The sequence below is a fragment of the Falsiroseomonas sp. E2-1-a20 genome (assembly GCF_051433195.1).
GTDB lineage: Bacteria > Pseudomonadota > Alphaproteobacteria > Acetobacterales > Acetobacteraceae > Falsiroseomonas.
Genome location: NZ_JBHMFT010000007.1, coordinates 11,730 through 24,629, shown reverse-complemented (window position 1 = coordinate 24,629; position 12,900 = coordinate 11,730). Strand labels below are relative to the sequence as shown.

9 protein-coding genes are annotated in these 12,900 nt (G+C 71.6%); all 9 read left to right on the top strand.

Features of this window, described 5'->3' with window-relative positions; all coding sequences use genetic code 11:
* The first annotated feature begins 9 nt into the window (after positions 1-9).
* The 9 genes from ACFHPP_RS10715 (at position 10) to ACFHPP_RS10675 (ending at position 12,884) form a co-directional block, all read left to right on the top strand.
* Positions 10-1,635, top strand: coding sequence for an ABC transporter substrate-binding protein (locus tag ACFHPP_RS10715; protein ID WP_437163260.1), 1,626 nt, complete (start codon positions 10-12; stop codon positions 1,633-1,635).
* A 3-nt stretch (positions 1,636-1,638) separates the two neighbouring features.
* Complete coding sequence (locus tag ACFHPP_RS10710) at positions 1,639-3,255, top strand: ABC transporter substrate-binding protein (RefSeq protein ID WP_437163259.1); 1,617 nt, start codon at positions 1,639-1,641, stop codon at positions 3,253-3,255.
* Positions 3,255-4,238 (top strand): ABC transporter ATP-binding protein, encoded by a 984-nt coding sequence (locus ACFHPP_RS10705; protein ID WP_437163258.1) that lies wholly within the window; start codon positions 3,255-3,257, stop codon positions 4,236-4,238. Before ACFHPP_RS10710 ends, ACFHPP_RS10705 begins: the two co-directional genes overlap by 1 nt.
* The gene (locus ACFHPP_RS10700) at positions 4,235-5,245 is read left to right on the top strand and encodes an ABC transporter ATP-binding protein (protein ID WP_437163257.1); all 1,011 of its coding nucleotides are present in this window, start codon (positions 4,235-4,237) and stop codon (positions 5,243-5,245) included. Before ACFHPP_RS10705 ends, ACFHPP_RS10700 begins: the two co-directional genes overlap by 4 nt.
* A 1-nt stretch (position 5,246) precedes the next feature.
* Positions 5,247-6,188, top strand: coding sequence for an ABC transporter permease (locus tag ACFHPP_RS10695; protein WP_437163256.1), 942 nt, complete (start codon positions 5,247-5,249; stop codon positions 6,186-6,188).
* A 2-nt stretch (positions 6,189-6,190) separates the two neighbouring features.
* On the top strand, positions 6,191-7,072 hold the full coding sequence (locus ACFHPP_RS10690) for an ABC transporter permease (protein ID WP_437163255.1): 882 nt from the start codon (positions 6,191-6,193) through the stop codon (positions 7,070-7,072).
* Between the two features lie 19 nt (positions 7,073-7,091).
* Positions 7,092-8,546, top strand: a complete 1,455-nt coding sequence (locus ACFHPP_RS10685) for an alkaline phosphatase family protein (RefSeq protein ID WP_437163254.1) — start codon at positions 7,092-7,094, stop codon at positions 8,544-8,546.
* 109 nt (positions 8,547-8,655) lie between these two features.
* On the top strand, positions 8,656-9,759 hold the full coding sequence (locus ACFHPP_RS10680) for an efflux RND transporter periplasmic adaptor subunit (protein ID WP_437163253.1): 1,104 nt from the start codon (positions 8,656-8,658) through the stop codon (positions 9,757-9,759).
* Positions 9,756-12,884, top strand: a complete 3,129-nt coding sequence (locus tag ACFHPP_RS10675) for an efflux RND transporter permease subunit (protein ID WP_437163252.1) — start codon at positions 9,756-9,758, stop codon at positions 12,882-12,884. The genes ACFHPP_RS10680 and ACFHPP_RS10675 overlap by 4 nt, the downstream gene beginning before the upstream one ends.
* The last annotated feature ends 16 nt before the right edge of the window (positions 12,885-12,900 follow it).

The following is a 12,900-nucleotide window of genomic DNA, read 5'->3' as shown; positions in this document are numbered from 1 at the left end:
AGCCATGCCATGCAGATCTCCCGCCGCCTGATCCTCGCCACGCCCGCAGCGCTGGCCCTGCCGCGCTTCGCCGTCGCGCAGGCCGACAACCGCCCCTCCATCACCATCGCCGTGCAGAAGGTGGTGAACAGCAACACGCTGGAAGTGCTGCGCGAGCAATCGAACGTCGGCGAGCGCGTGTTCTTCTCCTCCCTGTGGGAAGGGCTGATCAGCCGCGACTGGCTCGGCCAGCTCGGTGCCGTGCCGGGGCTCGCCACGGAATGGCGCCGCATCTCGGACCAGGTGGTTGAACTGAAGCTGCGGCCCGGCGTGCGTTTCCACAACGGGGACGAGATGACGGCGGAGGACGTGGTGTTCTCCTTCTCCCGCGACCGCATGTTCGGCACCACGCTGGCCACCGCGCAGGGCCGCACCATCCCGATCGGCGAAGGCATGCCGGCGCCGCGGGCCGGCAAGGAATTGCCGCCGGAAGTTCCCGCCGTCGCCCGCCGGTCCTGGCCGGCGCTGGAGCGTGTGGAGGCGGTCGACAAGTACACGGTGCGCTTCCACAACGCGACGCCGGATGTGACGCTGGAAGGCCGGCTTTCGCGCTACGGCAGCGAGATCATGAGCCGCCGCGGCTTCGAGGAATCGGCGACCTGGCTGGACTGGGCGCGCAAGCCGGTGACCACCGGCCCGTACATGGTGGCGGAATACCGGCCGGACGTGTCGCTGACGCTGGTGGCGCATGACGCCTACTGGGGCGGTCGCCCGCCGTTGCGGCAGATCCGCTTCGTCGAGGTGCCGGAAGTCTCTTCCCGCATCAACGGCCTGCTGTCCGGCGAATACCAATTCGCCTGCGACCTGCCGCCGGACCAGATCCCGGGCATCGAGGCCAACCGCGCCTTCGAGGTGCAGGGCGGCACCATCCTCAACCACCGCCTGATCTGCTTCGACAAGACCTTCCCCGCGCTGCGCGATGCGCGCGTGCGCCGCGCCATCACGCATGCGATGGATCGCCAGGCGATCGTGGACAGCCTGTGGGCCGGCCGCACCGAAGTGCCGAAGGGCCTGCAATGGCCCTACTACGACGAGATGTTCCACGCCGACTGGTCCGTGCCCGCCTACGACCCGGCCCTGGCGCGCCGCCTGCTGCGGGAGTCGAACTACCGCGGCGAGCCGATCCCCTATCGCCTGCTGAACAACTACTACACCAACCAGAACGCCACGGCGCAGGTGCTGGTCGAGATGTGGCGCCAGGTCGGCCTGAACGTGCAGATCGAGATGAAGGAGAACTGGTCGCAGATCCTGGAGCGCAGCCCGACGCGCGCCATCCGCGACTGGTCCAACAGCGCGCCGTTCAACGATCCGGTCTCCTCCATCGTCAACCAGCACGGCCCGAACGGCCAGCAGCAGCAGGTCGGCGAGTGGACGAACGAGGAGATGAACCGCCTGTCCGTGGAGCTTGAGACCAGCACGGACCGCCCACGCCGTCGCGCCATATTCCGCCGCATGCTGGAGATCACCGAACGCGAGGACCCCGCCTACACCGTGATTCACCAGAACGCGACCTTCACCGCCAAGCGCCGCGACATCCGCTGGAAGGCGAGCCCCGCCTTCGCGATGGATTTCCGCGGCAGCAACTGGGGGGCCTGAACCATGCATCGCCGCAGCTTCCTTCTCGCACCCGGCCTCCTTGCACCGGGCCTGCTGGCCATGCCCGCGCTGGCGCAGTCCGACCAGCGCCCGACCATCACCATCGCGGTGCAGAAGATCGCCAACACCAACACGCTGGAGACGCTGCGCGAGCAGTCCAACGTCGGCACGCGCACCTGGCACAGCTATGCCGAGACGCTGATCGAGCAGAGCTGGACCGGTGACCTCGGGCTGAAGCCGGCGCTGGCGGAATCCTGGCGCCGCATCGACGACCGCACGGTGGAGCTTTCGCTGCGCCGCGGCGTGCGCTTCCACGATGGCCGCACCATGACTGCGGAGGATGTCGCATTCTCCTTCAGCGCGGAGCGCATGGGCTGGGGCATGACGGTGGAGCAGGCGCGCAACCTGTTCGCCGTGATCCCGGGCCAGACCCAGGGCCGCACCCCGCCGCCGGAGGTCCTCGCCGTCGCGCGCCGCACCTATCCCGCCTTCGAGCGCATCGAGATCGTGGACAGCCACACGGTGCGCTTCGTGAACAAGGTGCCGGACGTCACGCTGGAAGGCCGCATCAGCCGCAATGTTGGCATGATCCTGTCGCGTGACGCCTTCGAGAAATCGGCCTCCTGGCTCGACTGGGCGCGCCGCCCGATCGGCACCGGGCCGTACCGCATCGCCGAGTTCCGCCCCGACCAGTCGCTGACGCTGGAAGCCTTCGACGACTACTGGGGTGGCCGCCCGCCGATCGCGCGGCTGCGCTTCATGGAAGTGCCGGAGGTGGCGTCGCGCATCAACATGCTGCTGTCCGGCGAGGCGGATTTCGCCTGCGACATGCCGCCCGACCAGATCGCGACGGTGGAGCGCAACCCGCGCCACCAGGTGGTCGGCGGCCCGATCATGAACCACCGCCTGACGGTGTTCGACAAGAACCACCCGGTGCTGGCGAACCCGCTGGTGCGCCGCGCCTTCACCCACAGCATCGACCGCGACGCCATCACGGCCGCGCTGTGGGACGGCCGCGCGCCGGTGCCGAAGGGGCTGCAATTTCCCTTCTATGGCGAGATGTTCCACGACGACTGGGCCGCGCCGAAGTTCGACCTCGCCGAGGCGCGCCGCCTGCTGCGCGAGGCCAATTACCGCGGCGAGCCGATCCCGTATCGCCTGCTGAACAACTACTACACCAACCAGACGCCCACCGCGCAGATCCTGGTCGAGGGCTGGCGCCAGGTCGGGCTGAACGTGCAGATCGAGATGCGGGAGAACTTCCCGCAGGTGCTGTCGCGCGAAGGCCAGCGCGGCGTGCGGGACTGGTCGAACAGCGCCAGCTTCAACGATCCCACCGCCTCCATCACGTCGCAGCACGGGCCGCAGGGCCAGCAGTGGCAGATCGGCGAATGGCGCAACGAGGAATTCGGTCGCCTGTCCGGTGAACTGGAAACCAGCACCGACCGCGCCCGCCGCCGCGTGGTGTTCCGCCGCCTGCTGGAGATCGCGGAGCGCGAGGACCCCGCCTACACCGTGCTGCACCAGTCGGTGAACCTGACGGCCAAGCGGCGCGACATCGCCTGGACCGCCGCGCAATCCTTCTCCATGGATTTCCGTGGCCGGAACTGGGGCGCCTGATGGCGGCGCCGCTGGTCGCGCTGCAGGGCCTGAAGGTTTCGTTCGATGGGCAGCCGGCGCTGCGCGGCATCGACCTCGATGTCGCGCGCGGCGAATCCGTGGGGCTGGTTGGTGAATCCGGCTGCGGCAAATCCGTCACCTGGCTCGCCGCCCTCGGCCTGCTGCCGGGCCGTGCCAGCATCGGCGGCAGCGTGAAGCTGGACGGGCAGGAATTGCTGCACGCTGCGCCTTCGGTGCTGGACCGCGTGCGCGGCGGCCGCATCGCCATGATCTTCCAGGACCCCGCCAGCAGTCTGAACCCGGTGCACCGCATCGGCCGCCAGATCACGGAGGCGCTGCGCCTGCATCGCGGCATGGACGGTCCGCAGGCGCGGGCGGAGGCGAAGCGGCTGCTCGACCAGGTCGGTATCCCCGATGCGGCGCGCCGGCTGGATGCCTGGCCGCATGAACTCTCGGGCGGCCAGAACCAGCGCGTGATGATCGCGATTGCGCTGGCGGGCCGGCCCGAATTGCTGGTGGCGGACGAGCCCACCACGGCGCTCGACGTCACCATCCAGGCGCAGATCCTCACCCTGCTGCAGGATCTGCGGCGGGAGACGGGGATGGCGCTGGTGCTGATCTCGCACGACCTCGGCGTGGTCGCGGATAGCTGCGAGCGCGTCTGCGTCATGTATGCCGGCCGCATCGTCGAACAGGCGCCGAGCGCGCGGCTGTTCGAGGCGCCGGCGCATCCCTATACGCGCGGCCTGATCGGCGCGCTGCCGCCGCTGGATGGCCCGCGGCGGAAACTGGCCGCGATTCCGGGCGGCGTGCCGGAGCCCTGGGCGATGCCGCCCGGCTGCGCCTTCGCGCCGCGCTGCCCGATGCATGTCGGCGCCTGCGACGCCGGCGTGCCCGACCAGGTCGGCATCGCGCGCCAGCACCGCGCCGCCTGCATCCGCGCCACGCTGCCGGCCAGCCATGCCCAGGTGGTCTACGCATGAGGCAGGATGCGGAGTTGCTGGTGGCGGAGGGCATCACGCGCCGCTACGCCATGCGCCGTGGCCTGATGGGCCGCACGGTGGAGGTGCGCGCCGTCGATGGCGTCTCGCTGAAGCTCGAACGCGGCCGCACGCTCGGCCTCGTCGGCGAATCCGGCTGCGGCAAATCGACCACGGGCCGCCTGGTGCTGGGTCTCGAAAGCCCTGATGCCGGCAGCGTCGCCTTCGAGGGAAGGCCGATGCCGGCACCCGACACGCAGCCCTGGCGCCGCCTGCGCGCCCGCATGCAGATGGTGTTCCAGGACCCGCTCGGCGCGCTGGACCGACGCCTGACGATCGGCGCGCAGGTGGCGGAACCGCTGGAGATCCACGACATCGGCGGCAAGGCCGACCGCACCGCCCGCGCGGCGGAGTTGCTGCGCAGCGTCGGCCTGCGGCCGGACCAGGCAGCGCGTTATCCGCACGAGTTGTCCGGCGGCCAGCGCCAGCGCGCCGTGCTGGCGCGTGCGCTGGCCACCGACCCGGCGATGCTGGTCTGCGACGAGCCGATCAGCGCATTGGACGTTTCCATCCAGGCGCAGGTCATGAACCTGTTGGTGGAGATCCAGGACCGCCTCGGCCTCGGCATCCTGTTCATCAGCCACGATCTGCGCGCGGTGCGGCAGGTGAGCCACCGCGTCGCCGTGATGTATCTCGGCCGCATCGTGGAGGAAGGCGAGCCCGACGCGGTGCTGCGCGACCCGGCGCACCCCTATGCCCAGGCGCTGGTCTCCGCCATCCCGCATCCGGGCAAGGTCGGGCGCGGCATCGTGCTGCAGGGGGACCCGCCGAACCCGGCGGACCGCCCCCGAGGCTGCGCCTTCCATCCGCGCTGCGCCGTCGCCACCGCGATGTGTGCCCGCGAGACCCCCGTGCTGAAGCCGCGTCCCGTCGATGGCCGGCTGGTCGCCTGCCACGTGGCGCAGGGCGAGGTCGCGCCCGGCCTCGGCCCGATGCGAGAGGCTGCCTGAGATGATGCGTTTCCTTGCCGGCCGCCTGCTGCGCGCCACCGTCACCATCGTCATGGTGGTGACCTTCGCCTTCGTCGTGCTGCGCCTGTCCGGCGATCCGGCGCAGATCATCATGGGCGCCGACGCGCCGCCGGAAGCGGTGGATGCGTTTCGCGCCGCCTGGGGCCTCGACCAGCCGGTCTGGCTGCAATACTTCCACTACTTCGGCGCCATCTTCCAGGGCGACCTCGGGCGTTCCATGCGCGACGGGCGCGACGCCATCGTGCTGGTGGCGGAGCGCATTCCGGCGACGCTGGCCCTGACCATCCCGGCGCTGGTCATCAAGCTCGGGCTCGGCATTCCCGCCGGCATCACCGCGGCGCTGCACCGCAATTCCTTCATCGACCGGGCGGTGATGATGCTGGCCGTCGCCGGCTTCACCGTGCCGTCCTTCGTGCTGGGCCTGCTGCTGGTGCTGGTCTTCGCGGTGCAGCTTGGCTGGCTGCCATCGGGCGGGCAGGAAAGCTGGCGGCATGCGATCCTGCCCATCATCACCATGGGCGTCGGCGGTGCCGCGGTCCTGGCGCGCTTCACCCGCAGCGCGATGCTGGAGGTGCTGGGCCAGCCCTATATCCGCACGGCCTCGGCCAAGGGCGTGCCGTGGCGCGCGGTGGTCTGGGGCCATGCGCTGCCAAATGCCGCCATCCCCACCGTCACCATCGTGGGCTTCATGGTCGGCAGCCTGATCGCCGGCGCGGTGGTGGTGGAAAGCGTGTTTTCCTGGCCCGGGGTCGGGCGGCTGCTGGTGGTCGCCGTGGCGAACCGGGACCTCGCCGTGGTGCAGTGCATCCTGCTGCTGGTCGCCGCCACCATGGTCACGGCCAACCTGGTGGTGGACCTGCTGTACGGGCTGCTCGACCCGCGGCTGCGCAACCAGCCGAAGCGCGCGGCGGGGGTCGCCTGACCATGTCCGACATCACCGCCCCCGCGACCTCGCTCGCCACCGCGCCGCCGAAGCGGGCACGGCCGCTGCCGCCGCCGATGGTGCTGTTCGGCCTGGCCTGGCTGGCCGCCATGCTGGTCATCGCCGTGCTGGCCGACGTCATCAGCCCCTATGGCTACACCGCGCTCGACCTGCGCAACCGCCTGTCGCCGCCGGTCTTCATGGGCGGCACCTGGCTGCATCCGCTGGGCACGGATGAGCTGGGGCGGGATGTGCTGGCGCGGCTGATCTATTCGATCCGGATGAGCCTGCTGATCGCCTTCGGTGCCACCATCATCGGCGCTGTCGTCGGCACCACGCTCGGCTTCCTGGCCGCGCATTTCCGCGGCTTCGTCGAACAGGTGGTGCTGGCGCTGGTGGATTTCTCGGCCAGCCTGCCCTTCCTGATCCTGGCGCTGTCGGTGCTGGCCTTCTTCGGCAATTCGATGGTGCTGTTCATCTGCCTGCTCGGCTTCCACGCCTGGGAACGCTATGCCCGCATCGCCCGCGGGCTTGCCATCAGCGCCGGCGCGCAGGGCTATGCCGCGGCGGTGCGGCAGCTCGGTGCCTCGCCCTGGCGCATCTACGGCCGGCACGTGCTGCCGAACATCGCCTCCACGCTCATCGTCTCCATGACGCTCGCCTTCCCCGAGATCATCCTGCTGGAATCCGGCCTGTCCTTCCTCGGCCTCGGCGTGCAGCCGCCGGAGACCTCGCTGGGGTCCATGGTGGGCTATGGCCGCGAATACCTGACGCGGGCGCCCTGGATCCTGCTGGCACCGGCCTTCACCATCATCCTGACGACGCTTTCCGTCTCCCTGATCGGCGACTGGCTGCGCGACCGCCTGGACCCGACGTTGCGCTGAGCAGGGAGACTTCGACCGGATGCCCCGTTTCGTCCTGATCGCCCTCGACGGGCTGCGCCCGGACATGGTCTCGGCGCAGGCCACGCCGCACCTGGCCGCGCTCGCCACCGCCGGCACGCGCTTCGCCAATGCCCGCAGCGTCTTCCCGAGCGAGACGCGGGTGGCGACGCCCTCCCTGATAACCGGGTGCCGGCCGGGCGGGCATGGCATGGTCGCCAACACGCTGTTCGATGCCGCCGTGGCACCTGGCCGGCTGTTGCGGACCAAGCTGGTGGCCGATGTGCTGGCCCTGGCGCAGGGTGCCGAAAGCCCGCTGGAACGCCCGAGCCTGGGCGAGCGCCTGGCCGAGGCGGGGCGCAGCTTCGCCCTGGTCAGCGCCGGCACCGCGGGCGCCGCGCGGCTGCTGCATCCGGCGGCGGAGAGGCTCGGCGGCTTCCGCTGGAATGTGGAGGATACCGAGGGCGCGACCGCCGCGCTGGTGCGGGCCGAGGTGGGCGAGACCCCACCGCATGCCGTGCCGAACCTGGGCCGCATCGCCCATGCCGGGCGGGTGCTGCTGGAACACGTGCTGCCAAAGCTGCGGCCCGATGTGGCGCTGCTCTGGCTGTCGGAGCCGGATATTGCGTTCCACTGGGGCGGCCTGCGATCCCCGGCGGCACAGCAGGGGCTGCGGGCCGCGGATGCCGTGGTGGGCCAGGTGGTCGCGTGGCGGGATGCCCAGCCGGATGCGGCGGAGATCGGCCTCATCGTGCTGTCCGACCACGGCCATGTCACCGGCCGTGGCAAGATGTCCCTGGCCGCCGAATTGCGCCGCGCCGGCTTCCGCGCCGGCGATGGCCTGGCGCCGGATGTCGATGTGGTGGTGGCGCCGGCCGCCGCGCCCGGGCTGTGGTTCCGTAATCCTGCGCTGGCGCCGCAGGTGGCGGATTTCCTGGCGACGCAGGCCTGGGCCGGGCCGTTGCTGGCGCGCGATCCGGCCATCCTGCCGGCGGGCCAGGCCATGGCGCTGTCCGTGCTCGGCAGCGGTCATCGCCGCAGCGCAGACCTCGTCGCCACCTTTGCCGGCCATGCGGAGGCCGATGAATGGGGCCTGCCCGGACATGCGCCCTTCGATGCGCCGGACGTGCCGGAAGGCGGCGGCATGCATGGCGGGCTGCACCGGGCGGAACTGGCGACGGTTCTGGTGATGCAGGGCGGCGGCTTCCGCCGCGGCGCGGTGGCGGAGGCGCCGGCCGACCTGACCGACATCGCGCCCACCGTGCTGCATCTTCTCGGCCTGGGCACCGAGGGCTGCGAGGGGCGTCCGCTCGCCGCCGCCTGGGATGCGGCCCGCGACGCGGCGCCGCTGGCCGAGCGCCTGGAATTGCCGCGCGGCTTCGTGTTGGAGGCGATGCGGGCGGAGTCGGGCGGGCGGCTCTACCCGACGGGAATGATTGCAGAACGCCACCTGTCCCGGTCAGCTGGAACGGCCTGACGGCCCGGGTCGCCAAGGTCATGCTGCCGCAGCTCGACCGTTTGTGACGGTTTGTTGCCGTCGCGGGATCGCCGGCAACTCCCGCCGCGCCGGGATCGTTGCAAGGCGGATGACAGCCAAGCAACGTGACGCCTCGTCGGCCGGTCGCCGCTTCGCCCTGGCCGGCGGCGCGCTGGCCGTGCTCGCCGTGGGCCTTGCGGCCTGGCTGATGTGGCCCGCGCCGGACCGGCAGGCCGACGCACCCGCGCCCCCACCAACGCCCGTGGTGCTCGCCACCGCCGAAGCCGGCCCCCTGGTGCGGGAGATCCGTGCGCTTGGCACCATCGTCGCCACCAGCAGCGTCATGCTGGCCGCCGAGATCACCGGGCGCGTGACGGAACTGCGCTTCGAGGAAGGCGCCGAGGTGGCCGAGGGCGAGGTGCTGGTCACGCTCGATCCGGGTCCTGCGGAGGCCGAGGCGCAGGCCGCACAGGCCGAGGCGGCGGAGCTGGAACAGCAATTGTCGCGCTCCTCCCGCCTCGCCCGTGGCGGCTTCGCCCCGCTCGGCGACGTGGCAGACCTGCGCCAGCGCCTGGCCGGGGCACAGGCGCGGGTGGCGGCGGCCGAATCGCGGCTGTCGCAATCGCGCATCGTCGCGCCGTTCGCCGGCCGCCTCGGGCTGAAGCAGGTCAGCGTCGGCACGCTGGTGCAGGCGGGCACGCCGCTGGTGCCGCTGGACGCCGTGGACCCCATCGACCTGCGCTTCGCCGTGCCGGAACAGGAAGCCGCGCGCATCGCGGAGGGCGCCGCGATCCGCGCCACCTCCACCGCCCTGCCGGGCCGGGTGTTCGAGGGCGAGGTGCGCATCGTGGCGCCCCGCGTCGACCCGGCGCTGCGCACCGTGATCATCCAGGCGCGCCTGCCCAACGCGGATCGCGCGCTGCGCCCGGGCATGCTGATGCAGGTGGTGGTGGCGGCGGAGGTGGTGGAACAGGCGGTGACGGTGCCGCCCCGCGCCGTGGTGCTCCAGGGGCCGGAGCAGTTCGTGTTCCGGGTCGAGGACGGCATCGCCCGCCGCACCCCGGTCCGCATCGGCCAGCGCCTGCCGGAACGCATGGAGATCCAGGACGGGTTGATGGCCGGCGCCCAGGTGGTGCTGGAAGGCCTGCAGGGGTTGCAGGACGGCGCCCGAGTCGATGCCGCCGCCCCGGCCGCGGTGGCCGAGCGCCGATGAAAAGCCTGTTCGACCTGCCGGTGCTGCGCCCGGTCCTGGCGCTCGCCTTCAACCTGCTGCTGGTCGCGATCGGCATCGGCGCCGCCTTCACCCTGTCCGTCCGCGAATATCCGGACGTGGACCCGCCGGTGGTCTCCGTCCGCACCCTGTACAACGGCGCGCCGGCGGAGGTGGTGGAGCGCGAGGTGACGCGCATCATCGAGGACAACCTGTCCGGCATCGCCGGCATCCGCATCATCCGGTCCATCACCCGCGACGAGACCTCGATCATCATCATCGAGCTGACCACCGGCACCGACCTGGATGCCGCGGCGGCGGAGGTGCGCGACAAGGTCGCCGGCACCCGCCGGGACCTGCCGGCCGGGATCGAGGACCCGGTGGTGGAGAAGGCCTCCGCCGACGAGGACGCGGTGATGTACCTCACGCTCCGCTCGGACAGCCTGAACACCGCCGAACTGACCGACCTGGCGGAGCGGCGCCTGGTCGATGCGCTCGGCATCGTGCCGGGGGTCGCGGGCGTCGAGATCTATGGCGGGCGGCGCTATGCCATGAGGGTCTGGCTCGACCAAGCGGCGCTGGCCGCGCGCGGGCTGACGCCGGTGGATGTGGCGAACCGGCTGCGGGCGGAAAACCTGGAGGTTCCGGCCGGACGGCTGGAGACCGGGCTACAGGAACTCACGCTGCGGGCGCTGACCCGCCTCGGCTCCGTCGAGGATTTTCGCGGGCTGGTGCTGCGGGAAGGGGAGGGGGCCAGCGCCGGCCGCGTCCGCCTCGGCGACGTGGCGCGCGTCGAGATCGGCGTCGAGAACTACCGCTCGGCCTTCCGCGCCGGGGGCGGGGAGGCGATCGCCATCGGCATCCTGCGGCGCTCCGACGCCAATGCGCTGGAGGTCTCATCCGGCATCGCCGAGACCGCGGAACGGCTGGGCGCGTCGCTGCCGCCGGGCGTTTCCCTGCAACTGTCCTACGACGAGGCGCTGTTCATCCGGGAGACGCTGGCCAACGTCGCCTGGACGCTGGCGATCACCATCGCCATCATCATCGCGGTCATCTTCCTGTTCCTGGGCTCGCTGCGCGCCACGCTGATCCCGGCGGTGACCATCCCGGCCGCCATCATCCCCGCCGTCGCGGTGGCGGCGGCGCTGGGGTATTCCATCAACGTGCTGACCATCCTGGCGGTGATCCTGGCCATCGGCTTCTGCGTCGACGATGCCGTGGTGATCCTGGAGAACATCCGCCGGCGGCAGCAGCAGGGCGAGCCGGTCCTGCTGGCGGCGGTGCGGGCGACGCGGCAGGTGGGCTTCGCGGTCTTCGCCTCCTCCGCCGCGCTGCTGTCGGTGATCCTGCCGCTGGCCTTCCTGCAGGGCAATGTCGGCAGCCTGTTCGCGGAATTCGCCGTGGTGCTGGCGGCCTGCGTGGTGTTCTCCACCGCCGCGGCGCTGACTCTGGCGCCGCTGATGTCGGCGCGGGTCTTTGCCGGGATGCAGGAGGATGGGCGGATCGCCCGCACCAGCCTCCGCGCGCAGGACTGGCTGCGGGACCGCTATCGCGGCGCGCTGCGGGTGCTGCTCGGTGCCCCGGCGCTGGTCCTGCTCGGCGGCCTGGTCTTCGCCGGGGCCGGCGGGCTGGCCTGGATGGCGCTGCCGCAGGAACTGGCGCCCGATGAGGATCGCGGCTCCGTCCTCATCATCGCCGAAGGTCCGGAGGGTGCCGGATATCCGGATACGCTGGCCTCGGTCCTGAAGATCGAGGCGGCGCTGGCGCCCTTCGTGGGGGATGACGCCCCGGCGGAGGAGTTCCTCTCCATCGTCGCCCCCGGCCGTGGCGGCGCGGCGCAGACCAACCGCGCCATCGTCATCCTGCGCCTGAAGCCCTGGGCGGATCGCGAGGTGTCGCAGGCCGCCCTTGTGGCGGAGCTGCGCGGGCGGCTGGCGGCGATTCCCGGCATCCGTGCCTTCGCCGTCGCGCCGCCCAAGCTCGGCCAGCGCCGCAGCGGCCGGCAGTTCCGCTTCGCGGTCGCGGGGACGGAGCGGGAGCGGGTGCGCGAGTGGGGCGCCACCATGCTGGCCGAGGCCGGCGCCATCCCCGGGCTCGTCGCCCTCGATACCTCCGACAAGGCGACCAAGCCGCAGCTCGAGATCCGCATCGACCGCGACCGCGCCTCGGCGCTGGGCCTGGATGCGGCCGTGATCGGCGACACGCTGGGGGTTCTGTTCGGCGAGCGCGAGGTGACGCGCTGGCTCGACCGCGGCGAGGAATACGAGGTGATCCTGGCCGCCGAGGCCGAGGAGCGCGCCGCGCCCGGCGATGTCCGCAACGTCCATCTGCGCGCCCGCACCGGGGAGCTGATCCCGCTGTCCTCGGTCGTGGAGTTGCGCGAGGTCGGCACGGTGCGGGAGCTGCGCCGGGTGGACCGCCTGGCCGCCGTCGAGATCGGCGCCAACCTGGCGCCCGGCGCCACGCTGGGCACGATGATCGACCGCACGGAGGCCACTGCCGCGGAGGCGCTGCCGGGCGATGCGACGCTGCGCTGGCTCGGCGAGAGCCTCGATTTGCAGGAGACCGGGCAGGCGGTGCTGGTGATCTTCGCCCTGGTGCTGGTGCTGACCTTCCTGGTGCTGGCGGCGCAGTTCGAGAGCTTCCTGCACCCGCTGATCGTGATGACGGCGGCCCCCCTGGCGCTGGCCGGCGGGCTGCTGACGCTGCTGGCGGCCGGGCTGACGGTGAACATCTACAGCCAGATCGGCATGGTGCTGCTGATCGGCCTGGTGGCCAAGAACGGCATCCTGCTGGTCGAATTCGCCAACCAGCTGCGCGACGAGGGCCTGGCGCCGGCCGAGGCGGCGGAGGAGGCCGCGGCACTGCGGCTGCGCCCGATCCTGATGACCACGGCCGCCAGCATCCTCGGCGCGCTGCCGCTGGCCTTCGCCACCGGGGCCGGGGCCGAATCGCGCAGCACCATCGGCTTGGTGATCGCCGGCGGCTTGACCCTCGGCACCCTGCTGACGTTGTTCGTGGTGCCGGTCGCCTATGCCCTGCTGGCCCGCTTCACCAGCGCGCCCGGGGCACGGGCGGCGGAGTTGCGGCGGCTGGAGCGCGACGGCGCGCCGCAGCCGGCGGAATAGGACATGGACCCCGATC

Coding starts and splice junctions, on each gene's coding strand:
- ACFHPP_RS10715 (WP_437163260.1), top strand. CDS start 10: ATGCAGATCTCCCGCCGCCTGATCCTCGCCACGCCCGCAGCGCTGGCC.
- ACFHPP_RS10710 (WP_437163259.1), top strand. CDS start 1,639: ATGCATCGCCGCAGCTTCCTTCTCGCACCCGGCCTCCTTGCACCGGGC.
- ACFHPP_RS10705 (WP_437163258.1), top strand. CDS start 3,255: ATGGCGGCGCCGCTGGTCGCGCTGCAGGGCCTGAAGGTTTCGTTCGAT.
- ACFHPP_RS10700 (WP_437163257.1), top strand. CDS start 4,235: ATGAGGCAGGATGCGGAGTTGCTGGTGGCGGAGGGCATCACGCGCCGC.
- ACFHPP_RS10695 (WP_437163256.1), top strand. CDS start 5,247: ATGATGCGTTTCCTTGCCGGCCGCCTGCTGCGCGCCACCGTCACCATC.
- ACFHPP_RS10690 (WP_437163255.1), top strand. CDS start 6,191: ATGTCCGACATCACCGCCCCCGCGACCTCGCTCGCCACCGCGCCGCCG.
- ACFHPP_RS10685 (WP_437163254.1), top strand. CDS start 7,092: ATGCCCCGTTTCGTCCTGATCGCCCTCGACGGGCTGCGCCCGGACATG.
- ACFHPP_RS10680 (WP_437163253.1), top strand. CDS start 8,656: ATGACAGCCAAGCAACGTGACGCCTCGTCGGCCGGTCGCCGCTTCGCC.
- ACFHPP_RS10675 (WP_437163252.1), top strand. CDS start 9,756: ATGAAAAGCCTGTTCGACCTGCCGGTGCTGCGCCCGGTCCTGGCGCTC.